At 72.7% G+C, this 25,173-nt stretch carries 18 protein-coding genes and 1 pseudogene; 11 read left to right on the top strand and 8 right to left on the bottom strand.

Annotated elements, in window-relative coordinates; genetic code table 11:
* Window positions 1-5: 5 nt before the first annotated feature.
* On the bottom strand, window positions 6-1,613 hold the full coding sequence (locus tag ACN9MM_RS14400) for a carboxyl transferase domain-containing protein (protein WP_426363992.1): 1,608 nt from the start codon (window positions 1,611-1,613) through the stop codon (window positions 6-8).
* 334 nt (window positions 1,614-1,947) lie between these two features.
* Between ACN9MM_RS14400 and ACN9MM_RS14395 the strand changes: the two are divergent.
* The 3 genes and pseudogenes from ACN9MM_RS14395 to ACN9MM_RS14385 all read left to right on the top strand — a co-directional run.
* Window positions 1,948-3,591, top strand: a pseudogene (locus ACN9MM_RS14395) (transposase); the annotation flags it as partial.
* 405 nt (window positions 3,592-3,996) lie between these two features.
* Complete coding sequence (locus tag ACN9MM_RS14390) at window positions 3,997-4,602, top strand: TetR/AcrR family transcriptional regulator (protein WP_426368741.1); 606 nt, start codon at window positions 3,997-3,999, stop codon at window positions 4,600-4,602.
* 56 nt (window positions 4,603-4,658) lie between these two features.
* A complete protein-coding gene (locus tag ACN9MM_RS14385; RefSeq protein ID WP_352017463.1) occupies window positions 4,659-5,435 on the top strand; it encodes a phosphatase in 777 nt (258 codons plus the stop codon).
* Here ACN9MM_RS14385 and ACN9MM_RS14380 read toward each other — a convergent pair whose 3' ends face one another.
* The 4 genes from ACN9MM_RS14380 to ACN9MM_RS14365 all read right to left on the bottom strand — a co-directional run bounded on the left by ACN9MM_RS14380 (window position 5,436) and on the right by ACN9MM_RS14365 (window position 9,717).
* Entirely contained in the window at window positions 5,436-6,386 is a 951-nt protein-coding gene (locus ACN9MM_RS14380) for a cation diffusion facilitator family transporter (RefSeq protein ID WP_426363991.1), read from the bottom strand. It abuts the gene before it with no gap.
* Between the two features lie 20 nt (window positions 6,387-6,406).
* The gene (locus ACN9MM_RS14375; protein ID WP_426363990.1) at window positions 6,407-7,279 is read right to left on the bottom strand and encodes an acyl-CoA thioesterase; all 873 of its coding nucleotides are present in this window, start codon (window positions 7,277-7,279) and stop codon (window positions 6,407-6,409) included.
* Window positions 7,280-8,437, bottom strand: a complete 1,158-nt coding sequence (locus tag ACN9MM_RS14370) for an acyl-CoA dehydrogenase family protein (protein ID WP_382855599.1) — start codon at window positions 8,435-8,437, stop codon at window positions 7,280-7,282.
* A 71-nt stretch (window positions 8,438-8,508) separates the two neighbouring features.
* Window positions 8,509-9,717 carry a helix-turn-helix domain-containing protein gene (locus tag ACN9MM_RS14365; protein WP_426363989.1) on the bottom strand — a complete coding sequence of 403 codons (1,209 nt, stop codon included), beginning with the start codon at window positions 9,715-9,717 and terminating at the stop codon, window positions 8,509-8,511.
* 138 nt (window positions 9,718-9,855) lie between these two features.
* On the opposite strand from ACN9MM_RS14365, the gene ACN9MM_RS14360 reads away from it, so the two are divergent.
* Window positions 9,856-10,458: a hypothetical protein gene (locus ACN9MM_RS14360; protein ID WP_426363988.1), complete on the top strand. Its 603-nt coding sequence runs from the start codon at window positions 9,856-9,858 to the stop codon at window positions 10,456-10,458.
* A 15-nt stretch (window positions 10,459-10,473) separates the two neighbouring features.
* Here ACN9MM_RS14360 and ACN9MM_RS14355 read toward each other — a convergent pair whose 3' ends face one another.
* A complete protein-coding gene (locus ACN9MM_RS14355) occupies window positions 10,474-11,922 on the bottom strand; it encodes a PucR family transcriptional regulator (RefSeq protein WP_426363987.1) in 1,449 nt (482 codons plus the stop codon).
* Between the two features lie 161 nt (window positions 11,923-12,083).
* Between ACN9MM_RS14355 and ACN9MM_RS14350 the strand changes: the two genes are divergently transcribed.
* From ACN9MM_RS14350 to ACN9MM_RS14340, 3 genes are all read left to right on the top strand, one after another.
* A complete protein-coding gene (locus ACN9MM_RS14350; protein WP_426363986.1) occupies window positions 12,084-13,580 on the top strand; it encodes a sodium:solute symporter in 1,497 nt (498 codons plus the stop codon).
* Between the two features lie 61 nt (window positions 13,581-13,641).
* Window positions 13,642-14,619, top strand: coding sequence for an agmatinase (gene speB / locus ACN9MM_RS14345; protein WP_116160868.1), 978 nt, complete (start codon window positions 13,642-13,644; stop codon window positions 14,617-14,619).
* An 82-nt stretch (window positions 14,620-14,701) separates the two neighbouring features.
* Window positions 14,702-16,384 carry a thiamine pyrophosphate-binding protein gene (locus ACN9MM_RS14340; RefSeq protein WP_426363985.1) on the top strand — a complete coding sequence of 561 codons (1,683 nt, stop codon included), beginning with the start codon at window positions 14,702-14,704 and terminating at the stop codon, window positions 16,382-16,384.
* Between the two features lie 167 nt (window positions 16,385-16,551).
* On the opposite strand, the gene ACN9MM_RS14335 is transcribed toward ACN9MM_RS14340, so the two are convergent.
* Window positions 16,552-16,923, bottom strand: coding sequence for a hypothetical protein (locus ACN9MM_RS14335; RefSeq protein WP_426363984.1), 372 nt, complete (start codon window positions 16,921-16,923; stop codon window positions 16,552-16,554).
* A gap of 146 nt (window positions 16,924-17,069) precedes the next feature.
* Between ACN9MM_RS14335 and ACN9MM_RS14330 the strand changes: the two genes are divergently transcribed.
* From ACN9MM_RS14330 to ACN9MM_RS14315, 4 genes are all read left to right on the top strand, one after another.
* A complete protein-coding gene (locus ACN9MM_RS14330) occupies window positions 17,070-20,780 on the top strand; it encodes an ABC transporter ATP-binding protein (protein WP_426363983.1) in 3,711 nt (1,236 codons plus the stop codon).
* Window positions 20,781-20,859: 79 nt separating this feature from the next.
* The gene (locus ACN9MM_RS14325; protein ID WP_426363982.1) at window positions 20,860-21,201 is read left to right on the top strand and encodes a hypothetical protein; all 342 of its coding nucleotides are present in this window, start codon (window positions 20,860-20,862) and stop codon (window positions 21,199-21,201) included.
* A 79-nt stretch (window positions 21,202-21,280) separates the two neighbouring features.
* The gene (locus tag ACN9MM_RS14320; protein WP_382855623.1) at window positions 21,281-21,685 is read left to right on the top strand and encodes a hypothetical protein; all 405 of its coding nucleotides are present in this window, start codon (window positions 21,281-21,283) and stop codon (window positions 21,683-21,685) included.
* Window positions 21,686-21,784: 99 nt separating this feature from the next.
* Window positions 21,785-23,236 carry an aminopeptidase gene (locus ACN9MM_RS14315; RefSeq protein ID WP_426363981.1) on the top strand — a complete coding sequence of 484 codons (1,452 nt, stop codon included), beginning with the start codon at window positions 21,785-21,787 and terminating at the stop codon, window positions 23,234-23,236.
* A 58-nt stretch (window positions 23,237-23,294) separates the two neighbouring features.
* On the opposite strand, the gene ACN9MM_RS14310 is transcribed toward ACN9MM_RS14315, so the two are convergent.
* The gene (locus ACN9MM_RS14310) at window positions 23,295-25,118 is read right to left on the bottom strand and encodes a glycoside hydrolase family 3 protein (protein WP_426363980.1); all 1,824 of its coding nucleotides are present in this window, start codon (window positions 25,116-25,118) and stop codon (window positions 23,295-23,297) included.
* Window positions 25,119-25,173: the final 55 nt, after the last annotated feature.

Here is a 25,173-nt window from a genome sequence, read left to right as displayed (position 1 = left end):
GCCCCTCACATCCGGAAGACGCCGAACTGGGGGTCACCCAGGGGCGCGTTGGCACAGGCGGTCAGGGCGAGGCCGAGGACCTGCCGGGTCTCCGTCGGGTCGATGACCCCGTCGTCCCACAGCCGGGCGGTCGCGTAGTAGGCGCTGCCCTGCGTCTCGTACTGCTCGCGGATCGGGGCCTTGAAGGCCTCCTCGTCCGCCGCGCTCCACTCGTCGCCGAGCTGGTCGCGCTTGACGGTGGCGAGGACGGACGCGGCCTGCTCGCCGCCCATGACCGAGATCTTGGCGTTGGGCCACATCCACAGGAAGCGGGGGGAGTACGCCCGGCCGCACATCGAGTAGTTGCCCGCGCCGTACGAACCGCCGACGACCACGGTCAGCTTGGGCACGCGGGTGGTGGCCACGGCCGTCACCATCTTGGCGCCGTGCTTGGCGATGCCGCCGTGCTCGTACGCCTTGCCGACCATGAAGCCGGTGATGTTCTGCAGGAAGACGAGCGGGATCCCGCGCTGGTCGCACAGCTCGATGAAGTGCGCGCCCTTCTGCGCGGACTCGGCGAACAGGATGCCGTTGTTGGCGACGATGCCCACCGGGTGGCCGTGGATCCGGGCGAAGCCGGTGACGAGTGTCTGCCCGTACTCCGACTTGAACTCCTGGAAGCGGGACCCGTCCACCACCCGGGCGATCACCTCGCGCACGTCGTACGGGGTGCGGGAGTCCACCGGCACCGCGCCGTACAGGCCGTACGGGTCGACCTTCGGCTCCTCGGCCGGCTCGACCGACCAGGGCACCGGGCCGCGCTCGGGGAGGGTCGCCACGATGTTCCGCACGATCCGCAGGGCGTGCGCGTCGTCCTCGGCGAGATGGTCGGTGACGCCGGAGATCCGGGAGTGGACCTCGCCGCCGCCGAGCTCCTCGGCCGTCACGACCTCGCCGGTCGCCGCCTTCACCAGCGGCGGACCGCCGAGGAAGATCGTGCCCTGGTTCCGTACGATCACGGCCTCGTCGCTCATCGCGGGGACGTACGCCCCGCCGGCCGTGCAGGAGCCCATGACCGCGGCGATCTGCGGGATCCCGGCGCCGGACATCCGGGCCTGGTTGTAGAAGATCCGGCCGAAGTGCTCCCGGTCCGGGAAGACCTCGTCCTGCATCGGCAGGAAGGCGCCGCCCGAGTCGACCAGGTAGAGGCAGGGGAGACGATTCTCCAGTGCCACCTCCTGGGCGCGCAGGTGCTTCTTCACGGTCATCGGGTAGTACGTGCCGCCCTTGACCGTCGCGTCGTTGGCGACGATCACGCACTCGCGCCCGCTGACCCGGCCGATGCCCGCGATGACGCCGGCCGCCGGGGCCTGGTCGCCGTACATGCCGTTCGCCGCGAGCGGGGCCAGCTCCAGGAACGGCGAGCCCGGGTCGAGGAGCGTGTCCACCCGGTCCCGCGGCAGCAGCTTGCCGCGCGCGGTGTGCCGGGCCCTGGACTTCTCACCGCCGCCCAGGGCGGCCGCCGCGAGCTTGGCGCGCAGGGTCGCCGCCAGCTCGTGATGGGCCGCCTCGTTGGCCTGCCAGGCCGCGGACGCGGGATCCGCCGCGCTCGTCAGCACAGGTGCCTGCTGCATCCCTCGAGCTCCCTTGCTCGGTTAATGAGCGTTAACGTATGTCGCCCAGGTTAACGACCGCTAACCGGGTTGTCCATCGTCGAAGTCACGCCTGAGGCGGCATGGGCGCGGCTGTGTGAGCTGTGGCTGTGTCGCCCGAACGTGGGATCGCTCCGGTGTGCGTGTGACGCGTCTCGGTCGCGATGTCCGACGGTGTGAAGGGTGCTCTGGTTCGCGGTCGTCCATGCGTGGCCAATATGTACATACGTACGAGATTGTCACGAGTATTGGTGAATGTGTACGTAATTCGGCTGTGCGGGCGAGGTGCTGTCTAGGTTGATCTGAAGCCGGGGTGATGCGGAGGGGGAGGGTTGTGCGGGCACGTCGGGCGGGCGCGTTCCGGGGGAGGAACAAAGCCCCGAAGTGGACCAAGCCCGACGGCGGGGCGGTGTCCGTGATGGTCCTGCCGCTGGCCGTCACCGACCAGGGCGACCTGGCCCGGCTGGGCAAGCTGTTCGGCGCGATGGGGAGCATCAAGCGGGCCGTCCAGCGGGACGCCCGCGCCGGGGTGGATGCCTACTGGGCCGCGCGTCACGAGCGGAGCGAGCAGGGCGCGAAGGCCGTACGGCAGCGCCTGGGCCTGTCCCGCGAAGGGCTGGAGCGCTGCGCCTACCGGCATCTTGAGGCCTCGGGACACCTCAAGCACCACGCTTCGAAGGCCCTGGCCATGCACATGGCCGACGAGGTGTGGAACGGAGTGCGGCGACACCTGTTCCCCGATGTGACCGGCACGTGCTCCGGGCGACCGAAGACCGGCCGCCGGTATGACGTCACTCGTATCCCCGGCCGTGCCCGCTCCCACACCATCGCGAACAAGTGGGAGACCTTCCGTCTCGTCGGCACCCTTCACGGCCACGCCATGACCTACACCGCCGGCGGTCGGTACCCGTTGACACAGCCCAGACGGATGCCGAAGCCCGTCGTGCCCGAGGGGCGGGTACCGACGGGGACGGTGGCGCCCTCGGGCGCGGTCGGCATGCGCAAGGCGACATGGTGGGACCACACCGGCCCGCTCGCCGTGATGTTCCCCGGAGGCCCGGACAGCAAGCGCGGTGAGCTCGTCCTCCCCGTCCGTATCCCCCAAGGCGCGGGCCAGTGGGAACGCGTACGGCATTTCCTCGGCGACCCCTGCCGTTGGCACAAGGTGGACCTGGTGCGGCGCCGCAAGGTGTCCGCTCCGGGTGGCTGGGTGTACGAGGCCTATCTGATGGTCCTCGGTTCCGGATACACCGCACCTGCCGTACGGGTCATGCGCGACCAAGCAGCCGCCCTGAACCGGATCGGCGGTGTGGACGGCAACGTCTCCAACCTTTCCGTCGTCTCCTTCCCCGCCGATCTCACCACCGGCACGCCGGTCTCCACCGAGATCACGCTGACCGACGCCGAACGCTCCAGGCTGGAAACGGAGGCGAAGAAGTGGCGGGGCCGCGCGCGTGCTCTGGAGCGCTCCCGCAGGGCAACGAACGCCGCACAGTACGCGCTCTCGAAGAGTCAGTCCGAGCGAGCCGCCCGCCGGGCGGACAAGGGGCTCAGGTCCAAGAAGGTGACCGTTCCCGGTGGCGCCCGTGTTGCTCGCCCGGACGGGGTGCCGAAGCAGTCGTTCCGCCGCGACCGGCTCTCCGCCAAGCACCGGACCCAGCGCTCCCGCCAGGTCGAACACGCTGCCGGCATCGCCGAACACCGCCGCCACCGTGCACGCCGTGTGGCGCGCGAGATCGTCGCCGCGCACGGCCCGGTGCTGGTCGTGGAGGACTGCGACATCCGCACCTGGTACCGGCTGTGGGGGAAGCGCCTGTCCCAGACCACACCCGGCATGCTCATCTCGGCCCTCAAGGCCGAGTGCGAAGCCGTCGGGGGCAGGCTTCTGCGAGCCTCTGCCTGGTCAACGGCCCTGTCCCAGCACTGTCTGTGCGGCGGGCGTGTACGCAAGGCCCTACGCGATCGTGAGCACGAGTGCCCGGCGTGCGGCCTGACCGGCAAGCGCGACCTCGTCTCCGCCGCCCTGGCCGCCTTCGTCCGTTTCGCCGACGCGGACGATCCGAAGACCGCCTACCTGGATACCACCGCTTCCAGGCACGCCCGAACCACCTGTGCGCAAGCGCTGGAAGAAGCGCTGCGGGAGTCAACCGCACCGAGCCCGAAGCCGCCCCGGCGGCCGGGTCACGTGGCAGTCCCACGGCACCGCCGTGAGACCTCTGCTCCCCGAACCGCCGGACCGCGGAACCGAGCGACCCCGGATGAGCCGCGCTCTTGCGGCCACGTCGGAAAGCCCGGTCACTGCGCCGGCCGCAGCCCGCAGCTCGCCCTCCGGGCGGCAGATGGGTCGAGTCTTAGAATCGAATCCATGACCACGACCCCCACGACGCCGACGACCTCGACACGGATCGACGCGCCGACACGACGCGAGCAGATCCTCAAGGAGGCCGCCCGCCTCTTCGCCGAGCGCGGCTTCCACGGCGTCGGCGTGGACGAGATAGGGGCGGCCGTCGGCATCAGCGGCCCCGGTCTCTACCGCCACTTCCCGGGCAAGGACGCGATGCTCGCCGAGCTCCTGGTCGGCATCAGCGAGCGGCTGCTGTCCGGCGGGCGCCTGCGCGTGGCCGAGGCCGACGGGGACCCGGTCGTCCTCCTCGGCGCCCTCATCGACGGGCACATCGACTTCGCCCTCGACGACCGCCCGCTGATCACTCTCCACGACCGCGAGCTCGACCGGCTCAAGGACGAGGACCGCAAGCGGGTCCGGCAGCTCCAGCGGCAGTACGTCGAACTGTGGGTCGCCGTCGTGCGCGAGCTCTACCCGGACGCGGGGGAGTCGGAGTCCCGCACGGCCGTCCACGCCGTCTTCGGCCTCCTCAACTCGACCCCGCACCTGGCCGCGCTCGGCCGCCGCCCCATGGAGGACCTGCTGCGGAAGCTGGCGCACGGGGCGTTCGGGTCGCTGGGGGCATAGTCCAGAGCTCGGAATCAGTTGTCCTCCGACTCCACGGCTCGGACAGAATGAGCCCCATGCCGATACTCAGCCGCCCCGCCCTCGTCGAGCACCTCGTCCGCACCCGGATCGCGGGAGACGTCGCCACCCCGCGCGACAACAACCTCTCCCACTACCGCAAGCTCGCCAACGGCGACCGGCACTACTGGCTCGGCCTCGAGCTCGGCGACCGCTGGACCGACGAGCAGGACGTGCTCGCCGTCATGGCCGAGCGGTGCGGCGTGATCGACGACCCGGCGCACCGGGCCGGCCAGGACACCATCGACCCCGAGCTGACCGTCGACGGCCTCGACCGGATGGCCGCCCGCCTGCGCAAGGCCGCCGCCGGCAAGGAGCGGGTCCTCTTCGCGACCGGGCACCCCGGCGCGCTCATCGACGTCCACAGCCGGATCGCCGCCGCGCTGCGCGCCCAGGGCTGCGACATCGTGAAGATCCCCGGAGGTCTCGTCGCCGACGAGGGGTACGTCGTGCAGTTCGCCGACGTCGCCGTCTTCGAGCGCGGCGCGAGCCTGTGGCACACCCACTCCCCGGAGCCGATGAACGCGATCCTCGACGCGCTCGGTGAGGACGGCCGGCCGGACCTGGTGATCGCGGACCACGGCTGGGCCGGACGCGCGGGCCAGCGGGGCGTCGACTCCGTGGGCTACGCCGACTGCAACGACCCCGCGCTGTTCATCGGCGAGGCGGAGGGCACGATGCAGGTCACGATCCCCCTGGACGACCACGTCCTGGACCCGCGCTTCTACGAGCCGATGACGGCGTACACGCTGAACGCGGCGGGCCTGCCGGCCTGATCAGGACGGCCTCGGTGGCCCGGCCTGGCGCTGGGTCACCCCCGGTGTCGGGTCCAGGTAGACGCGGCGGATCGACGGGTAGCGTTCGCGGAGTTGGGACTCCGCGTCCTCGCACGCCCATTCCACCTGCTCCGCCGACGACACGTCCCGGAAGTCGACCTTCGCCGCGACCAGGACCTCCCCGGGGCCCTGGATCAGCGTGATCAGGTCGAGGACGCCGATGATGTGCGGGACCGAGAGGAGCTCCTCGCGGATGCCGTCCCGCATGCGGCGCGGCGCCGGGCGGCCGATGAGGAGTTCGGCGTTGGAGCGGCCCAGGACCCAGGCCACGTACACGAGCAGGAGGCCGATCAGGATCGAGGCGACGCCGTCCCAGACGTCGGAGCCGGTGATCTGGACGCCGAGCAGGCCGCCCGCCGCGAGGAGGAGGCCGGCGATGGCGGCCGAGTCCTCCATGACGACCGCCTTGACGGTGGTGTCGGCGGTGAGCCGCAGGTAGCGGGCGAAGGGGGTCCTCATCCGCTCGGCCTCGGCCCTGACCTGCCGGATGCCCGTGCGCAGCGAGTAGCCCTCCAGGACGAAGGCGACGCCGAGGACGATGTACGAGATCGTCGGGTCGCCGGGTTCCTCGCCGTGGGTGAGGGTGTGGATGCCGTCGTAGACGGAGAAGACCGCGCCGCCGACGAACGTGGCGACCGCGGCCAGCAGTGCCCAGACGTAGCGCTCGCCCGCGTAGCCGACGGGGTGGTCCTCGTCGGCCGGCTTCTCGCTCCGCTTGAGCGCGGTGAGCAGCATGACCTCGGTGACGGTGTCGGCGACCGAGTGGGCGGCCTCCGAGAGCATCGCGCTGGAGCCGCTGATGACGCCCGCGACGGCCTTGGCGACGGCGATCCCGAGGTTCGCCGCCGCCGCCACGATCACCGTGGAGGTGCTTTCGCCGTTCTGCTCCATGCGTCGGACGTTATGTCCGATTATCCGCGCGGGACGCGAACGACACCCTCCTGGATGACGGAGATCGCGAGCCGTCCGTCCTGCGTGAAGATCCGGGCCTGGCCGAGGCCACGCCCGCCGGACGCGGTCGGGGACTCCTGGTCGTACAGGAGCCACTCGTCGGCCCGGAAGGGGCGGTGGAACCACATGGCGTGGTCCAGGGACGCCCCGACGACATCGCCCACGGCCCAGCCGCCCCGGCCGTGGGCCAGGAGGATCGAGTCGAGGAGCGTCATGTCGGAGACGTACGTCGCCAGGGCGATGTGGAGGAGCGGGTCGTCCGCGAGCTTGCCGTTGGTGCGGAACCAGACCTGGGAGCGGGGCTCGCGGGGCTGTCCGACCGAGCCCCAGGGCGGGACGTCGGCGTAGCGGAGGTCGACCGCGGCGCGGGCCTCGACGAGCCGGTCCGCGACCTCGCGGGGGAGGTGGCGGGGGAGCATCTCGGCCGGTGGGGCGAGCGACTCCGGGTCCGGGGCGGCCGGCATGTCGACCTGGTGGTCGAGCCCCTCCTCGTACACCTGGAAGGAGGCGGAGAGGTGGAAGATCGGCTGCCCGTGCTGGACGGCGACGACCCGGCGGGTGGTGAAGGAGCGGCCGTCGCGGATGCGGTCGACCGTGTACACGATCGGCGCGCCCGGGTCGCCGGCGCGCAGGAAGTACGCGTGCAGGGAGTGCGCGAGACGGTCGCCCGGCACGGTCCGCCCCGCCGCCACCAGCGCCTGGGCGGCCACCTGGCCGCCGAAGACGCGGGGGACGATCGAGGGGCGGGACTCGCCCCGGAAGATGTCCTGCTCGATCCGCTCCAGGTCGAGGAGATCGAGCAGGTCATCCAGGGCCGTGTGTGCGTCGGGCACTTACAGGCCCATCGACTTGGCGATGATCGACTTCATGATCTCGCTGGTGCCGCCGTAGATGCGGTTGACGCGGTTGTCGGCGTACAGGCGGGCGATCGGGTACTCGTTCATGTAGCCGTAGCCGCCGTGCAGCTGGAGGCAGCGGTCGATGACGCGGTGCGCGACCTCGGTGCAGAACAGCTTGGCGCTCGCGGCCTCGGCCGGGGAGAGCTCGCCCGCGTCCAGGGCCTCCAGGGCGCGGTCGGCGACGGCCTCGGCGGCGTCGACCTCGGCCTGGCAGGCGGCCAGCTCGAACTTGGTGTTCTGGAAGGAGGCGACCGGCTTGCCGAAGACCGTGCGGTCCGTGACGTACTGCTGGGCGAAGCGGACGGCGGCCTTGGCCTGGGCGTAGGCGCCGAAGGCGATGCCCCAGCGCTCGGAGGCCAGGTTGTGGCCGAGGTAGTAGAAGCCCTTGCCCTCCTCGCCGAGCAGGTCCTCGACGGGCACCTTGACGTCGACGAAGGCCAGCTCGGCCGTGTCGGAGGTGCGCAGGCCGAGCTTGTCCAGCTTGCGGCCGATGGAGTAGCCCTCGGACTTGGTGTCGACGGCGAAGAGGGAGATGCCGAAGCGGCGGTCCTCGGCCGACGGGGCGGAGGTGCGGGCGCAGACGATCACGCGGTCGGCGTGGACGCCACCGGTGATGAAGGTCTTGGAGCCGTTGAGGACGTAGTGGGTGCCGTCCTCGGAGAGCTTGGCGGTGGTCTTCATGCCCGCGACGTCGGAGCCGGTGCCCGGCTCGGTCATGGCGAGCGCCCACATCTCCTCGCCGGTGACGAACTTCGGCAGGTAGCGCTTCTTCTGCTCGTCGGTGGAGAGCATCTTGATGTACGGCAGGGCGAGCAGCACGTGGACGCCGGAGCCGCCGAACTGGACGCCGGCGCGCGAGGTCTCCTCGTACAGGACGGCCTCGAACTTGTGGGTGTCCAGGCCCGCGCCGCCGAACTCCTCGGGGACGTTGATGCCGAAGATGCCCAGCTCGCCGAGCTTGTCGTAGAACTCGCGGGGCGCCTGGCCCGCGGCGAACCACTCGTCGTAGACGGGGACGACCTCGGCCTCGATGAAGGCCCGGATGGTCTCCCGGAACGCCTCGTGGTCCTCGTCGAATACGGTACGGCGCACGAGCCGCCTCCTTGTCGCTGCCGGTTGTCTAAGCGCTTGCTCAGGGTGTCTTGTCCGAAGTTACCCAGCGGTCACCCGCCCTGTCCAGACTCCGGGCCTGTGATCCAGAGCCCCTTCGCCGCGTCGTACGTGTGCACCGGGCTCCCCTTCGCCCGCCCGCTCGTACGGAAGGCTTCCCCGCCCGGGCCCCCGATCCTCACCACACCTCTGCGGCCCTGCGAGCTCCACTCCAGCTCCAGGTACCAGCGGCAGTCGCAGCCGGCCGTGCGGGCGGAGACCAGCAGCTCCTCGGGCTCGGCCGCGGTGACGGAGTAGGGGAACGAGACGGCCGGGATCGTCCGCCCCTCCTCCCCGGAGGCGTCGTACCCGTCGACCGGCCGGGCGAGCGGGCGCGGCGCGTCGAGGTCCACGGCGAACTGCCGGGGGGTGACGGCCCCGCCGCACCCCTCGTCCATGCGGTACGCCCCCCAGGGCAGCGGCTCCGCCCGTCCCACCACGCGCACGTGCAGCCCCTGGAGGACGACGGCGGAGGTCCCCTTCCCCTGCACCGAGAGCCGTACGACCGTCTGCCCGCCGTCCACGGCGCCGAGCGCCCCGGCCCACCGGGCGGCGTCGACGGGCAGAGGGGGTTCGCCGACCCGCGTCGGGGGCCGGTCGACGAGATAGGTGTGCCCGCAGCCGTTCTCCCAGAGGGAGGCGACGGTGTACGTGAACGGGGGCGGTGCCGTCTCCGCGTCCGGCGTCGACGGGGGTGCCGTCCGCGCCCCGGCGGTCGCGGGTCCCCGCGGCTCCCGGCCGGGCCCGGGCGGCAGGGCGGTCCCGAGCACGAGCGCGAGCCCGACGACGCCGGCCACGGTGCCGGCGACGAACCATGCCTTCGGCCGGGGCCGCGCGGGAGCCGGGCCGGACGGCGGAGCCGGGGCGGTCGCGGGGGCGCGGTCGTGTACGGCCGCGGGCGCGGGCGAGGGACCCGGTGCGGGGGCGGCCGGCGCGGGGGCCGGTTCCACCGGCGGTCTGCGGACCAGGTCCGCGCGCCGCCAGTGCTCCTCCAGCTCCCGCACCTCGTCCTCGGCGGCCCCGCACAGCCGGGCCAGGCGCCCGACGACCGCGAAGGACTCCGGGACGGCCGCGCCGGAGCCGTAGCGGTGCAGGGTGGAGGCGCTGACGCCGAGGCGCCGCCCCAGCGCCTCGTAACTCCGCCCGTCACGCGTCTTCAGCGCGCGCACCCGCGCCGCGAACTCCTCGACCTCGCCCATCGGACCGCCCCACGCTCGTTCCACCCCTGTTGCGTTCTCCCACGTCAGAGGGGGTGGAATGGTTCCGGGACGGGTGGAGGGCGCGTCGCCGTTGCCCTGGGCGGGCGGGGACCCGAGGCTGGTGGAGCACTGACCGAACGACCCGACGGGGGATCCACCAGCATGAACAGGCTCCGTACCGCACTCGCCACCGCCGCCGCCGCGCTGGGCCTCGCCGCCCTCGCCGCCGCCCCGGCGCAGGCCGCCGCCCAGCCCGCCTTCCTCGCCGCCTCCCAGATGCCGCCGTCGTCGACGCCGTGGACCGCCACCCGGGTCTTCACCGGCGTCCCGGAGAACGGCGGCGCCCTCTGCGTCCCGTACAAGATCCCGGCGCAGAACACCCGCTACCGCGAGTTCAGCACCGAACTCGACACCAACGGCGTCCAGATCACCACCGTCGCCCGCACCGAGGCCGACGCGGTGAAGCTGGTCGACACCCTCCGCAAGGCCCTCGCCGGCTGCGGGCCCCTGCTGGAGCGCCAGAACCCGGGCCTGCACGCCGTCAGCGCCTCCCACGGCAAGCTCGCCGTGGAGGAGGGCGCCTGGGTCTACAGCCTGGACACCGCCGACCCGCAGATCGGCAACACCGACATCCACCTGTTCTCCGTCGGCCGCGACGGCCGCACCGTCACCTTCGTCCGCTGGGGCCAGATGGGCGACTTCAAGGACGCCCCGCTGACCGCCTTCAAGACGACGACGAAGACGGCCGTGAACAAGCTCTGGTGACGGGGACCGCCCGGGTCACCGGGCGCGCAGCGCGAACCACAGCTCCATCCGTACGTCCGGATCGTCCAGGTCCCGGTCGAGCACGGCCGCGCAGCGGGTGATCCGCTGCCGGACCGTGTTGCGGTGGATCTCCAGGGCCACCGCCGTCCGGTCCCAGCTGCCGTGCAGCGAGAGCCAGACCCGGAGCGTCTCGGCGAGGGGTTCGGTGAGCGGGGTCAGCGCCCCACGGGCATACGCGGCGGCCTCGTCGGGGTCCACGAGCGCGGCGAAGCCGCCGGCCCGGTGCCGGACCAGGGCCGCCCGGTTGCCCTCCGCCCTGCGCAGCGCCCGCGCCGCCTGCGCGTCCCCGGCCGCGAGCTCCGCGGGCGGCACGGGCGCGCTCGCCCCGAGCGTCCACCCCTCCTGCGCGGTGACGGACGCGGAGGAGGGGAGGAGGAGCCGTACGGTTCCCCCTTCCTGGGCCGCCAGCGGGGTCCCCAGCGCCGCCGCCAGGCTCACCGCCGCGAACGGGGTGCCGTCGCCGCCCCGCCCGTGGACCACCGTCCACGGGCCCGGGCCCAGCGCGCCCGCGACCTCCGCCGGGGCCGCGCCGAGCAGCAGCCGGACCAGGGCCCCGTCCCGTACGGTCACGTCCGCGCCCCGGTGCGGGGCCGTGAGCAGCGAGAGCAGGACCACCGCCACGCCCGCGATCGTGTGGTCGCCCGGGCCGCGCCGCTCCGCCGCCACCCCGAGCGTCAGGCCGTCCCCGCCGCCGAGCGCGTACGCCGCGAGCCGCAGCCCCCCGCCGTCCCCGCTCGCCGAGGCCGGCCCGCCCGGGCGCGGCCCGAGCACCCCCGCGAGGTCCCGCAGCGCCCGCGCCGCTTCCGCCGGGACCTCCCGGCCCGCCGCCGCCGACTCCGTGCCGTCCGTGCCGAACAGCACCGCCCGTCCCCCGAGCCGTGAGGCGAGCGCGCCGAGCACCGCCGGGACCGGGGCCGGCCGGGCCGCGGCCGCCGCGAGGGACTGCTGGGCCTCCGTCACCCGGCGCAGCTCGTGCAGCCGGGCCTCCGCCATCAGCCGCCACAGCGCCCGCGCCACCGCCGTGAACGGGGTCCTCGGCGGCACCTCGACCAGCGGCAGCCCGTGCCGGGCGCAGGCCTCGACGAGTTCCGCCGGGACCGTGTCGTACACCGGGGTCACGCCGAAGGCGAGCGCCGCCGCCCCCGCCTCCACCACCCGCGCCACGTAGTGCGCCGGGTCGGCGAGCAGCACCCCCGCCGTCATGAGGAGCTCACCGCCGAGGAGGTACGGGTACGGGTCGGCCATCTCCGAGGTGTGCACCCAGTGGATCGGGACGTCCTCCGGCCCGGCGAGCAGCCGCAGCCCGAGGTCCCGCCGGGCGAGCAGCGCGGTCAGCGGGACGGGCGGCGCGGGAGGGGTGGGGGCGGGCTCTGCGGAAGTCATGGCCATGGATCCTTCGTACATCCCCCCGCCCGGACAGTGGAGGAAACGTACACTTCAACGTCGCTTTCCGGCCACCTACTGTCGTGGCATCCCAGGGCCGCGGGTACGGGCGGATGTCCCCGCGATCAGCACCTGGGCACTCCCCCCGCACGACACGCCACCGAGGTGAGAAGGAGGGCCCCATGGCCGTCGACTACACAGTGATCGTCCTGTACCTGGCCGGCATGCTCGCGATGGGCTGGTGGGGCATGCGCCGCGCCAGGTCCAAGAGCGAGTTCCTGGTGGCCGGCCGCCGCCTCGGGCCCTGGATGTACTCCGGGACGATGGCCGCCATCGTCCTCGGCGGCGCCTCCACCATCGGCGGCGTCGGCCTGGGCTACAAGTACGGCCTCTCCGGCGCCTGGATGGTCTTCGCGATCGGCCTCGGCCTGCTCGCCCTCTCGGTCTTCTTCTCCGCCCGCATCGCCCGGCTGAAGGTCTACACCGTCTCCGAGATGCTCGACCTGCGCTACGGCGGCAGGGCCGGCGTCATCTCCGGCGTCGTGATGTGGGCGTACACGCTGATGCTCGCGGTCACCTCGACCATCGCGTACGCAACGATCTTCGACGTCCTCTTCGACCTGCCCCGGACCCTCGCGATCGTCCTCGGCGGCACCATCGTCGTCGCCTACTCGACGCTCGGCGGCATGTGGTCCATCACCATCACCGACATGGTGCAGTTCGTCGTGAAGACCATCGGCGTGCTGCTCCTGCTGCTGCCGATCGCCGTGATCAAGGCCGGCGGCTTCGAGGGGATGCGGGACGCGCTGCCCACCTCGTACTTCGAGCCGCTCGGCATCGGCGGCGAGACGATCTTCACCTACGTGCTGATCTACACCTTCGGCATGCTCATCGGCCAGGACATCTGGCAGCGGGTCTTCACCGCCCGCACCGACAAGGTCGCCAAGTGGGGCGGCACCGTCGCCGGCACCTACTGTCTGGCGTACGCGCTCGCCGGAGCCGTCATCGGCACCGCCGCCAAGGTCATGTACCCGACGCTGCCCAGCGCCGACGACGCCTTCGCGACCATCGTCAAGGACGAGCTGCCGATGGGCGTCCGGGGCCTCGTCCTCGCCGCCGCGCTCGCCGCCGTCATGTCCACCTCCTCCGGCGCCCTCATCGCCTGCGCCACCGTCGCCAACAACGACATCTGGTCACGCCTGCGCGGCTCCGTCGCGAGGAAGGACGAGAACGACCACGACGAGGTGAAGGGCAACCGCCTCTTCATCCTCGTCATGGGCGTCGCCGTCATCCTCATCGCCATCGCCCTCAACGACGTCGTCCAGGCGCTCACCGTCGCCTACAACCTGCTGGTCGGCGGGCTCCTCGTGCCCATCCTCGGCGGCCTGCTCTGGCGCCGCGGCACCGTCCAGGGCGCGCTCGCCGCGGTCGCCGTCGGCGGCCTGACCGTCATTGGCCTGATGTGGACTTACGGAATCTTGGCAAATGAGCCTGTTTACTATGGTTTGTTGGCCTCGCTCGCCGCATATGTGATCGTTTCCCTGGCGACCCGTCCGACGGACGCCGCCGTGCTCGCGAACTGGCGCGCCCGGCTCGCGGGCCAGGACACCCACCTGGCCCCGGCCGAAGGCACCGCACCCGAGGGCACCGGGGCCACCCCGGCGACCCTGACCGGCTGACCCCCGCACCACCGGACGAGACCCGTCCGGACGACACCCCGACCATCAGGAGGACCCGACCATGAGCAGCAGCGACCAGAACGCCTTCCGCGGCCCGATCGACTCGTCCCGCATCCCGCGGTACGCCGGTCCCGCGACGTTCGCCCGTCTGCCGCGCCTCGACGAGGTCGGCACCGCCGACGTCGCCGTGGTCGGCGTCCCCTTCGACACCGGCGTCTCCTACCGCCCCGGCGCCCGCTTCGGCGGCAACGCCATCCGCGAGGCCTCCCGCCTGCTCCGCCCGTACAACCCCGCGCAGGACGCCTCCCCGTTCGCCCTCGCGCAGGTCGCGGACGCCGGTGACATCGCCGCCAACCCGTTCAACATCAACGAGGCCGTCGAGACCATCGAGGCCGCCGCCGACGACCTCCTCGGCACCGGCGCCCGCATGATGACCCTCGGCGGCGACCACACCATCGCCCTGCCGCTGCTGCGCTCCGTCGCCAAGAAGCACGGCCCCGTCGCCCTGCTCCACTTCGACGCGCACCTCGACACCTGGGACACCTACTTCGGCGCCGAGTACACCCACGGCACGCCGTTCCGCCGCGCCGTCGAGGAAGGCATCCTCGACACCTCCGCCCTCTCCCACGTCGGCACCCGCGGCCCGCTCTACGGCAAGCAGGACCTCACCGACGACGAGAAGCTCGGCTTCGGCATCGTCACCTCCGCCGACGTCTACCGCCGCGGCGCCGACGAGATCGCCGACCAGCTGCGCCAGCGCATCGGCGACCGCCCGCTGTACATCTCCATCGACATCGACTGCCTCGACCCGGCCCACGCCCCCGGCACCGGCACCCCCGAGGCCGGCGGCATGACCTCCCGCGAGCTCCTGGAGATCCTCCGCGGCCTCTCCTCCTGCAACCTGGTCTCCGCCGACGTCGTCGAGGTCGCCCCGGCCTACGACCACGCCGAGATCACCGCGGTCGCCGCCTCGCACACGGCGTACGAGCTGACGACGATCATGTCCCGCCAGATCGCCGCGGCGCGCGACGCGAAGTAGGACCCTGTCGGGTGGCGGGCACGCCCGCCCGCCACCCGACACCGGCCCGCACCCGACCACCGAGCCACGCCAAGGGACGACCATGACCCACGACCACGACCTCGTGCTGCGGCCCACGGTCGCCCAGACCGACGCGGCCCTCAACCCGCCCCCGGGGCGCAACGGCGGCGACCTCGTCGTCGAGACCCTCACCGGCCTCGGCGCCACCACCGTCTTCGGCCTCCCCGGCCAGCACGCCCTCGGCATGTTCGACGCCCTGCGCCGCTCGGCGCTGACGTACGTCGGCCTGCGCGTCGAGAACAACGCGGGCTTCGCCGCCGACGCGTACGGCCGGATCACCGGCGAGGCCGCCCCGCTGCTGCTCTCCACCGGCCCCGGCGCGCTCATGTCGCTCGCCGCGCTCCAGGAGGCGGCCGCCGCCTCCGCCCCCGTCCTCGCGATCGGCAGCCAGATTCCGGTCGCCGGGCTCGGCGGCGGACGCCACGGCTACCTCCACGAGCTCCGCGACCAGCAGGCCTCGTTCCGCGACGTCGTGAAGTCCGTCCACACGGTCCGTACGCAGTCCCAGATCCCCTCCGCGATCGCCGCGGCCTGGGAGTCGGCGCTCACCGCCCCGCACGGGCCGGTCTGGGTGGAGATCCCGCAGGACGTGCTCCTCGCCGAGACCACCCTGCCCGTGGTCACCGCCATGGACGCGACGCCCGAGGAGGTCGTCCCGCGCCCCGAGCTGACGGCGGTCGCCGCGCACCTCCTGGCGAACGCCGAGCGGCCCGCGATCATCGCCGGCGGCGGTGTCGTCCGCTCCGACGCCTCCGGCAAGCTCCTCGCGCTCGCGGAGCGCCTGGACATCCCCGTCGTCACCACCTTCGGCGGCAAGGGCGCCTTCCCCTGGGAGCACCCGCTGTCGCTCCAGTCGTGGCTGGAGGACCGGCACACCACGGACTTCCTGGAGGACGCCGACGTCCTCCTCGTCATCGGCTCGGGCCTCGGCGAGCTGTCCTCGAACTACCACACGTTCGCCCCGCGCGGCCGGGTGATCCAGATCGAGGCCGACGCGGGCAAGCTGGAGTCCAACCACCCGGCGCTCGGCATCCACGCGGACGCCCGCCTCGCGCTCCAGGCGCTCCTGGAGACGGTCGAGGAGCGCACGGACCCGACGGCCCCGGAGCGGGTCTCCGCCGTCCTCACCAAGGTCCGGGACCGGATCGCCGCGCAGGACCTCGGCCTGGAGCAGCGGATCGTCGCGGCGGTGCGGGAGGCGCTCCCGGACCGGGCGCCGAGCTTCTGGGACATGACGATCCTGGCGTACTGGGCGTGGTCGGCCTTCGACGCGCGGCACCCGAACACGATGCACTCGGCCCAGGGCGCCGGCGGCCTCGGCTACGGCTTCCCCGCCGCCCTCGGCGCGGCCGCCGCCGACCGGTCGCAGCCGGTCCTCGCCGTGTCCGGGGACGGCGGCGCGATGTACTCGATCGCGGAGCTGGCGACGGCGAAGCAGTACGGCCTCGACGTGACGTGGCTGATCGTCGACGACGGTGGCTACGGGATCCTGCGGGAGTACATGACGGGCGCGTTCGGCGAGGCCACCGCCACCGAGCTCACCCGCCCGGACTTCGTCGCCCTGTCCGAGTCCTTCGGCGTCCCGGCCGCCCTGACGACCCCGGAGAACCTGACGGCCGACCTGGCGAAGGCCCTCGCCACCCCGGGCCCGTCGGTGGTGGTCCTCCCGGCCCTCCTGAGGATGTTCGAGCCGACGCACCTGTGACGGGCACGGCGCCCCGCCCGGCCGTGTGGGCCGGCCGGGGCCGCCGCCCCGACCGGACAGGCCCTTCCCGGGCGGGGCCGGACAGGCCCTTCCCGGGCCGCCCGCTCAGTCGAGGGGGCCTTCCCGGGCCGCCCGCTCGGTCGGCGGGGCGTTCCCCGGTCGCCCGCTCAGTCGACGAGCCCCTCCCAGGCCTTCCGGTACTCGGCGAGCTGGGCCTCGTACCCCTGGCGGAAGTGCTGCGCCTGCGGGGTGATCTGGTCGGTGTCCATGCGCCGCGGGGGTATCAGCCGCGCCACGTCGGCGAACGCCACCGCCGCCGCCTCGGCGACGGGCCCGCCCCGCTGCCGGGCGGCGAGGACGTCGAGGCCCGCGCTCCTCAGGAAGCCCTCGAAGACCGACCTCGGCCTGCTCGCCGTGTCCGTCAGCTCCCGGTCCGTCACCGGGACCACCCGGCCGGCCGACGCCAGCCCCCGCACCGCCCGCAGCGCCGCGTACAGCCGCCCCCACTGGTACGGCTTCCCGTCCTCGACCTTCCCCACGGACCTCCCCTTCCGCTCGACTCCACCACGGGCCTCCTACCCAGAACCGGTCCTAGGACCACGGGCCCGTATTTGTTGCGGCGGGATGAAATCGCACGTCGGCCGTGTTGGGCCTTCCGGTAGAGCAGGACGGATGGGAGGCCCTCGTGGCGGTCGGGGAGAAACAGCAGGGCTGGGCGCGCAGGCTGGCCGGGTACGCGTGGCGGTACAAGGCGAACACACTGCTCGCGCTCGGGTCCTCGCTGGCCGGCATGGCCGTGCTCGCCCTCGTGCCGCTCGTCACCAAGGTGATCATCGACGACGTCATCGGGACGAAGACCCGGGACCTCGGCGTCTGGACGGGCCTGCTCGTCGGCGCCGCCGTCCTCGTCTACGCCCTCACCTACGTCCGCCGCTACTACGGCGGCCGGCTCGCCCTCGACGTCCAGCACGACCTGCGCGTCGACATGTTCGGCACCATCACCCGGCTCGACGGGCGGCGGCAGGACGAGCTGTCCACCGGGCAGGTCGTCGGGCGGGCCACCAGCGACCTCCAGCTGATCCAGGGCCTGCTGTTCATGCTTCCGATGACCATCGGGAACGTCCTGCTGTTCCTCATCTCGCTGGCCGTCATGGCCTGGCTGTCGATCCCGCTCACGCTCGTCGCGCTCGCCGTCGCCCCCGCCCTCTGGTGGATCGCCAAGCGCAGCCGCACCCGCCTCCACCCCGCCACCTGGCACGCCCAGCAGCAGGCCGCCGTCGTCGCCGGTGTCGTCGACGGGGCCGTGACCGGCGTCCGGGTCGTCAAGGGCTTCGGCCAGGAGGACCAGGAGACCGGCAAGATCCGCGAGGCCGGCCGGAAGCTCTTCGCGGGCCGCCTGCGCACGATCCGGCTCAATTCCCGGTACACCCCGGCCCTCCAGGCCGTACCGGCCCTCGGCCAGGTCGCGGTCCTCGCGCTCGGCGGCTGGCTGGCCTACCGGGGCCAGATCACCCTCGGCACCTTCGTCGCCTTCTCCTCCTACCTGGCCTCCCTCGTCGGCCCGGTCCGCATGCTCGCCATGGTCCTCACCGTCGGCCAGCAGGCCCGCGCCGGCGTCGAGCGGGTCTTCGACCTCGTCGACACCGAGCCGGTCATCGAGGACGGCACCAAGGAGCTGCCCGCCGACGCTCCCGCCACCGTCGAGTTCGACGACGTGTCCTTCGCGTACGAGGACGGGCGCCCGGTGCTCGACGGGTTCTCCCTGGAGATCCGGCCCGGCGAGACCGTCGCCGTCGTCGGCGCCTCCGGCTCCGGCAAGTCCACCGTCTCCCTCCTCCTGCCCCGCTTCTACGACGTCACCCACGGCGCCGTCCTCGTCGGCGGCCACGACGTCCGCGAGCTCACCCTCGACTCCCTGCGCGCCGCTGTCGGCCTCGTCCCCGAGGACTCCTTCCTCTTCTCCGACACGATCGCCGCCAACATCGCGTACGGCGTCCCCGACGCCACCCGCGAGCAGATCGAGAACGCCGCCCGCGCCGCCCAGGCGGACCGTTTCATCGCCGAGCTCCCGGACGGGTACGACACCACGGTCGGCGAGCACGGCCTCACCCTCTCCGGCGGCCAGCGCCAGCGCGTCGCCCTCGCCCGCGCGATCCTCACCGACCCCCGGCTCCTCCTCCTCGACGACGCCACCTCCGCCGTCGACGCCAAGGTCGAGCACGAGATCCACGAGGCCCTGAAGTCGGTGATGGCGGGCCGTACGACCCTGCTCATCGCGCACCGCCGCTCCACCCTCGGCCTCGCCGACCGCATCGCCGTCCTGGAGGACGGCCGCCTCGCCGACATCGGCACCCACGCGGAGCTGGAGCAGCGCTCCCCGCTCTTCCGCCGCCTCCTCACCGACCCCGAGGAGCTCGGCGCCGTCTCGCCCGGCCACGTCACCCCGCCGGAGCTCCCCGAGGACCGCACGCTGCGGGCCGAACTGGACGCCGAGTTCGACGCCGAGCGGGGCATCACCCCCACCCTGTGGGTACGGGACGAGACCACCGGTCGCGAGGCCCCCGCGCCCGGAGCGACCCCCGAACTGCTCGCCGCCGTCGAGGCCCTGCCCCCGGCCACCGACACGCCCGACATCGACGAGGCCCGGGCCGTGTCGCCCGAGGACGCGTACGGCCTGCGCCGGCTGCTCCGCGGCTTCGGCGCCCCGCTGCTCATCAGCCTCGGCCTGGTCGCCCTCGACGCGGGCGCCGGCCTGCTGCTCCCGGTCCTGATCCGGCACGGCATCGACGAGGGCGTGAACCGCCTCGCGATCGGCGCCGTCTGGGCGGCCTCCGCGCTCGCCCTGGTCACCGTCCTCGTGCAGTGGGTCGCGCAGACCGCCGAGACCCGCATGACCGGCCGCACCGGCGAGCGGGTCCTGTACGCGCTGCGGCTGAAGATCTTCTCCCAGCTCCAGCGGCTCGGCCTCGACTACTACGAGCGCGAGCTCACCGGCCGGATCATGACCCGGATGACCACGGACGTGGACGCCCTGTCGACGTTCCTCCAGACGGGCCTGGTCACCGCCTTCGTCTCGGTCGTCACCTTCTTCGGGATCATGGTCGCGCTGCTCGTGCTCGACCTCCAGCTCGCCCTGGTCGTCTTCGCGACCCTGCCGGTCCTCGCCGTCGCCACGTACTACTTCCGCCGCGCGAGCGTGAAGGCGTACGAGCTGGCGCGCGAGCGGATCAGCGTCGTCAACGCCGACCTCCAGGAGTCGGTCTCCGGCCTCCGGATCGTGCAGGCCTTCCGCCGCGAGACCGCGGGCGCGGCCCGGTTCGCGGAGCGCAGCGACTCGTACCGCGAGGCGCGCGTCCGCGGCCAGTGGCTGATCTCGGTCTACTTCCCGTTCGTGACCCTGCTGTCCTCGGCCGCGGCCGCCGCCGTCATGATCGTCGGCGCGAACCGCATCGAGGGCGGCACCCTCACCACCGGCGCGCTCGTCGCCTACCTCCTGTACATCGACCTCTTCTTCGCCCCGGTGCAGCAGCTCTCGCAGGTCTTCGACGGCTACCAGCAGGCCGCCGTCTCGCTCAAGCGCATGCAGGAGCTCCTCCAGGAGCCGACGTCGACGGCCACCGCCGACGCGCCCCTGGACGTCCTCTCGCTGCGCGGCGAGATCGCCTTCGAGGACGTGTCCTTCTCGTACGGGGACGAGGAAGCGGCCCTCACCGGGATCGACCTGCGGATCCCCGCCGGGCAGACCGTCGCCTTCGTCGGCGAGACCGGCGCGGGCAAGTCGACCCTGGTCAAGCTGGTCGCCCGGTTCTACGACCCGACGGGCGGCCGGGTCACCGCCGACGGCACCGACCTGCGGGACCTCGACCTCACCGCGTACCGCCACCGGCTCGGCGTCGTCCCCCAGGAGGCGTACCTCTTCGCCGGGACGATCCGCGACGCCATCGCGTACGGCCGCCCGGCGGCGACCGACGCCCAGGTCGAGGCGGCGGCCCGCGCGGTCGGCGCGCACGACATGATCGCCACGCTCGACGGCGGCTACCTCCACGAGGTCGCCGAGCGAGGCCGGAACCTCTCCGCCGGGCAGCGCCAGCTGATCGCCCTGGCCCGCGCCGAGCTCGTCGACCCGGACGTGCTGCTGCTCGACGAGGCCACGGCCGCCCTCGACCTGGCCACCGAGGCCCAGGTCAACGCGGCCACCGACCGGCTCGCGGGCCGCCGCACGACCCTCGTCGTCGCCCACCGGCTGACGACGGCCGCGCGCGCCGACCGCGTGGTCGTCATGGACCACGGGCGGGTCGCGGAGGACGGCACCCACGACGAACTCCTCGCGCTGGGCGGCCGGTACGCGATGCTGTGGAACACGTTCATCGGGGAGGCGGAGCCGGAGCGGGTGTGAGCGACCTGAGTACGGGGGTCCGCCGGGGTGAGTATCCCGGCGGATCCCCGCTCCTCGTCCGGCGGGCTTGAATCGGGTCATGAGCCACGACCTCCACGCCGCCGCCGCTGCCGCCCCGTCCGCCGCCGAGGGCCGGCGCCTGCGGACGATGTCGCTGATCCTGGCCGGTCTGTTCGTGCCGGCGGCCGTGCTCGCCGGCATCGTCACCCTCGCCTCGGAGAACGCGGGTCGCTGCCTCGCGTACGGGGAGCACTGCGGCTCCACCCCCGGCGCCGCCTACCTCGTGAGCCTGGCCGTGGCGGCCGTGGCCTTCGCGATCGCCCTGGGCTCGGATCGCGCCATCGTCCGCCGGGCCGCGTTCTGGACCCAGCTCGGCGCCGAGTTCGTCTTCCTGACGCTGGTCATGACCGCCTTCGCGTGACAGGAGACTTCCGGAGGCAACCATTCCGGACTGTCGTGCGTCGTACGGCCGTACGACGACTCACCCGGGAGGGGAACGCATGACCACAGACACCGGCAGGGTCCGGACCCTCGCCCGCGTCCTCGTCCCGCTGCTCGCCGCCCTCGCGCTGCTCCTCCTCCCCGGCCCCGGACCCGGCGGGGCGACCGCCGACGCCGCCTCCGTCTGTCACGGCCGGCCCACCCGCACCCTCACCTTCGCGACCGGGGAGCTGCGCCTCTACCGGACCCGCCAGTACGTCTGCGCCGTCACCGTCGCCACACGCCCGGGCCCCCGCCGCCCCATGGCCGTCTCGCTCCAGCCGCGCGGCGCCCGTCCCGTCGTCCGGTCGGGCCGGTTCGACCGGCAGGCCGGTCCCGTGACCGTCCACGCGCTCAACCGGTGTGTCCGGGCGGGCGGTTCGGTGGCGGGCCGGGGGACGGCGACAGGCTGGATCCTGTGCTGATGCGCAGGAAAGTCCAAGGGTAAGGATCAACAGGGTCTGGCGGTCCCCACGTTGTCCCCGCTAGGTTCGCGACACCGTTGTGAACCAAGGGGAGGGTGAATGCGCAAGTCGCTGAGATGGGCGCTGTCGCTTTCGGTGCTCATAGGCACCGTCGGGTCGACCGGTGTGGCTACCGCCGCGGACACGGAGACCGGCAGTGCGGCCGTCGTCGACTCGCAGAGCACGAGCACCGACATCAAGGACCGCATCCTGGCGATCCCCGGGATGAGCCTGATCGAGGAGAAGCCGTACGCCGGCTACCGCTACTTCGTCCTGGAGTACGTGCAGCCGATCGACCACCACCGCCCGTGGGCGGGCACGTTCAAGCAGCGGATCTCGATCCTCCACAAGGACACGAGCCGCCCCACCGTCTTCCGCACCAGCGGCTACGGCCTGTCCACGACGCCGAGCCGGACCGAGCCGACCCGGATCATCGACGGCAACCAGGTCTCCATGGAGTACCGCTTCTTCACGCCGTCCCGCCCGCAGCCCGCCGACTGGTCGAAGCTGAACATCTGGCAGGCGGCCAGCGACCAGCACCGCATCTACGCGGCGCTCAAGGGCATCTACGGCCAGAAGTGGCTGTCCACCGGAGCCTCGAAGGGCGGCATGACCGCCACGTACTACGAGCGCTTCTACCCGCGCGACATGGACGGCGTCGTCGCGTACGTGGCCCCGAACGACGTGGTCAACAAGGAGGACTCGGCCTACGACCGGTTCTTCGAGACGGTCGGCACGAAGGACTGCCGCGACCGCCTGAACAACCTGCAGCGCGAGGCGCTCGTCCGCCGCGAGCCGCTGGAGAAGAAGTACAAGGCCTGGGCCGAGTCCGAGGGCGCCACCTTCAACACGGTCGGCTCGCTCGACAAGGCGTACGAGGCCGTCGTCCTCGACTTCGTGTGGGGCTTCTGGCAGTACTACGGCCAGGACGTCTGCGACCAGATCCCGGTCGCGGCGACCGCGAGCGACGACGCCGTCTACGAGACCATCGACGCGTACTCCGGCTGGTCCGCCTACACCGACCAGGGCCTGGAGTACTACACGCCGTACTACTACCAGGCGGCGACCGAGCTCGGCTCGCCCACCATCAAGCAGCCGCACCTCAACGGCCTGAGCCGCTACGGCTACCAGCCGGCCAGCAGCTTCGTGCCGCGCGAGATCCCCATGAAGTTCAAGCCGCAGGCGATGCGGGACGTCGACGACTGGGTCCGCAAGAACGCGAACCACATGCTCTTCGTCTACGGCGGCAACGACCCGTGGGGCTCGGAGAAGTTCCGCCTCGGCAAGGGCGCGCGCGACAGCTTCGTGTACGTGGCGCCGGGCGCCAACCACGGCGCGAACGTCGCGGGGCTCGTCGACGCGGAGCGCGAGAACGCCACGGCGCGCATCCTGGCCTGGGCGGGAGTCCCCGCACCGGCGACGGAGGCGGCGAAGCCGCTGGCCCGGTTCGACGCGCGGATCGACCGCCCGGTCGACGAGGACGCGACCCGCGAGCACGGCCTGAGGCCGTAACACCCGCCCCGTCGTGCCCACCCGTCCCGCCCCGGCGGAACGGGTGGGCACCACGCCGTCAGTGGCCGTACGACAGGCCGTGCCCCACCGGGTACAGCACCTTCGTCGGGTCCGTCGCGTCCTGGACCGGCACCGGCAGGCGGCCACGCGGCCGCGCCCGCCCGGCCAGCACCCGTACCGCGGCGCGGAGTTCGACGTCCGTCCAGGAGTACGCCGCGAGCGCGGCGCGCTGACCGCCGAGGCGGGCGACGTCGTACGGGTTGCGGATCGCGACCGTCACGACGGGCACCCCGGTCGCGACGAGCCGCGCGACGAGCGTGCGCTGCGGGCTGGTCGCGGACACGTTGTACGTGCCGACGAGCACCACGTCCTTGCCGGCCGCCGCCGCCACCGCCTCCTCGATCTTCGCGGCCGTCGGGGTGATCCCGGTGGACAGCGCGGTCGCGGTGAAGCCCAGTTCCGTCAGGGCGGTCGCGAGCGTCGTCGTCGGCGGCCCGGTCGTACCGGACGGCGAGGCCGGGTCGGCGCCGACGACGAGGACCGAGCCGTGGGAGGCCGGGCTCAGCGGAAGGAAGCCGTCCTCGTTGATCAGCAGCGTCGTGGTCGCCTCGGCGATGCGGTCGGCGTGGGCGAGGTGCGCCTCGGTGCCGACGATCCGGTCGACGCCCGCCCGGGTCGCGTACGCCTGCCGGAAGAGACCCAGCTTCGCCTTGAGCCGCAGGATCCGCAGGATCGATTCGTCGAGCCGGGCCTCCGTCAGTTCGCCGCCCTCGACGGCCTTCAGGACCGCGTTCCAGGCCACGTCGAGCTTCGGCGGGTTGAGGAGCTGGTCCACTCCGGCCTTCAGGGCGAGGACCGGGACGCGCTCGTCCCCGTACTTGGTGCGGACGCCCTCCATGCCGAGCGAGTCCGTGACCACCACGCCGTCGTAGCCGAGCTGTTCGCGGAGGATGCCGGTGAGGATGGGCCGGGAGAGCGTCGCCGGGTCCTCGGTGGGGTCGAGCGCGGGGACCACGATGTGCGCGGTCATGATCGAGTCGATCCCGGCGGCGATCGCCGACCGGAACGGCGGCGCGTCGAGCCGCGCCCACTGCTCCCGGGTGTGGGTGATCGTCGGCAGGCCGTAGTGGCTGTCGACGGCGGTGTCGCCGTGCCCCGGGAAGTGCTTGGAGGTGGCCGCGACCCCGGCCCGCTGGTACCCCTTCACCTGGGCGGCGACGAGTCCGGCGACGGCCTGCGGGTCGGAGCCGAAGGAGCGGACCCCGATGACCGGGTTGGCGGGGTTGACGTTGACGTCGGCGACCGGCGCGTAGTTCTGCCGGATGCCGACGGCGGCGAGCTCCTCGCCCGCGATCTGCGCGGCCTTGCGGGCGTCCGCGTGCGAGCCGCCGGCGCCGAGGGCCATCGCCCCGGGCAGCAGGGTGGCGGGCTTGCCGACGCGGCAGACGATGCCGTGCTCCTGGTCGGTGGAGATGAGCACGGGGACCGGGGTGGGCTGCTTGAGCGCGGCCTGCTGGATGCCGTTGGAGAGCGCGGCGATCTGCTGCGGGTCGCGGGTGTTGTGGGCCCAGGAGAAGTAGATGATCCCGCCGACGTGGTAGCGCTCGACGAGCTCGGCGGCGGTGCGGACGCCGATCTCCGCGAGGTTGGCGTCGATGTCGGTCTGGTCGGGGGCGGTGGCGGAGTGGCCGTAGACCCGCATCACGAAGAGCTGGCCGACCTTCTCCTCCAGCGACATCCGGTCGATGATCCGCTGGAGCTTCCGGTCGTTCGTCTCGGCGTGGGCGACGGGGGAGGTGACGCCGGTGACGGCCGCCGCGGCGGCTGCGGCGGTCACCGTGAGGAGGGTGCGTCGGGAGGGGGCGGGGGCGCGGTGGTGCACTGATGCTCCTTCCGGCCGTGCAGGATTGAAGGAAACTTCCAAGGAGTCACGGATA

The organism is Streptomyces sp. E-08 (assembly GCF_049913095.1).
Lineage (GTDB): Bacteria > Actinomycetota > Actinomycetes > Streptomycetales > Streptomycetaceae > Streptomyces.
The sequence above is the reverse complement of the archived record's forward strand: the minus strand, read 5'-3'. Positions and strand labels throughout refer to the sequence as shown.

Bases quoted from the DNA above. Each gene is read 5' to 3' on its own strand.
- ACN9MM_RS14400 (WP_426363992.1), bottom strand. From the start codon at position 1,613: ATGCAGCAGGCACCTGTGCTGACGAGCGCGGCGGATCCCGCGTCCGCG.
- ACN9MM_RS14390 (WP_426368741.1), top strand. From the start codon at position 3,997: ATGACCACGACCCCCACGACGCCGACGACCTCGACACGGATCGACGCG.
- ACN9MM_RS14385 (WP_352017463.1), top strand. From the start codon at position 4,659: ATGCCGATACTCAGCCGCCCCGCCCTCGTCGAGCACCTCGTCCGCACC.
- ACN9MM_RS14380 (WP_426363991.1), bottom strand. From the start codon at position 6,386: ATGGAGCAGAACGGCGAAAGCACCTCCACGGTGATCGTGGCGGCGGCG.
- ACN9MM_RS14360 (WP_426363988.1), top strand. From the start codon at position 9,856: ATGAACAGGCTCCGTACCGCACTCGCCACCGCCGCCGCCGCGCTGGGC.
- ACN9MM_RS14355 (WP_426363987.1), bottom strand. From the start codon at position 11,922: ATGTACGAAGGATCCATGGCCATGACTTCCGCAGAGCCCGCCCCCACC.
- ACN9MM_RS14350 (WP_426363986.1), top strand. From the start codon at position 12,084: ATGGCCGTCGACTACACAGTGATCGTCCTGTACCTGGCCGGCATGCTC.
- speB (WP_116160868.1), top strand. From the start codon at position 13,642: ATGAGCAGCAGCGACCAGAACGCCTTCCGCGGCCCGATCGACTCGTCC.
- ACN9MM_RS14340 (WP_426363985.1), top strand. From the start codon at position 14,702: ATGACCCACGACCACGACCTCGTGCTGCGGCCCACGGTCGCCCAGACC.
- ACN9MM_RS14325 (WP_426363982.1), top strand. From the start codon at position 20,860: ATGAGCCACGACCTCCACGCCGCCGCCGCTGCCGCCCCGTCCGCCGCC.
- ACN9MM_RS14320 (WP_382855623.1), top strand. From the start codon at position 21,281: ATGACCACAGACACCGGCAGGGTCCGGACCCTCGCCCGCGTCCTCGTC.
- ACN9MM_RS14315 (WP_426363981.1), top strand. From the start codon at position 21,785: ATGCGCAAGTCGCTGAGATGGGCGCTGTCGCTTTCGGTGCTCATAGGC.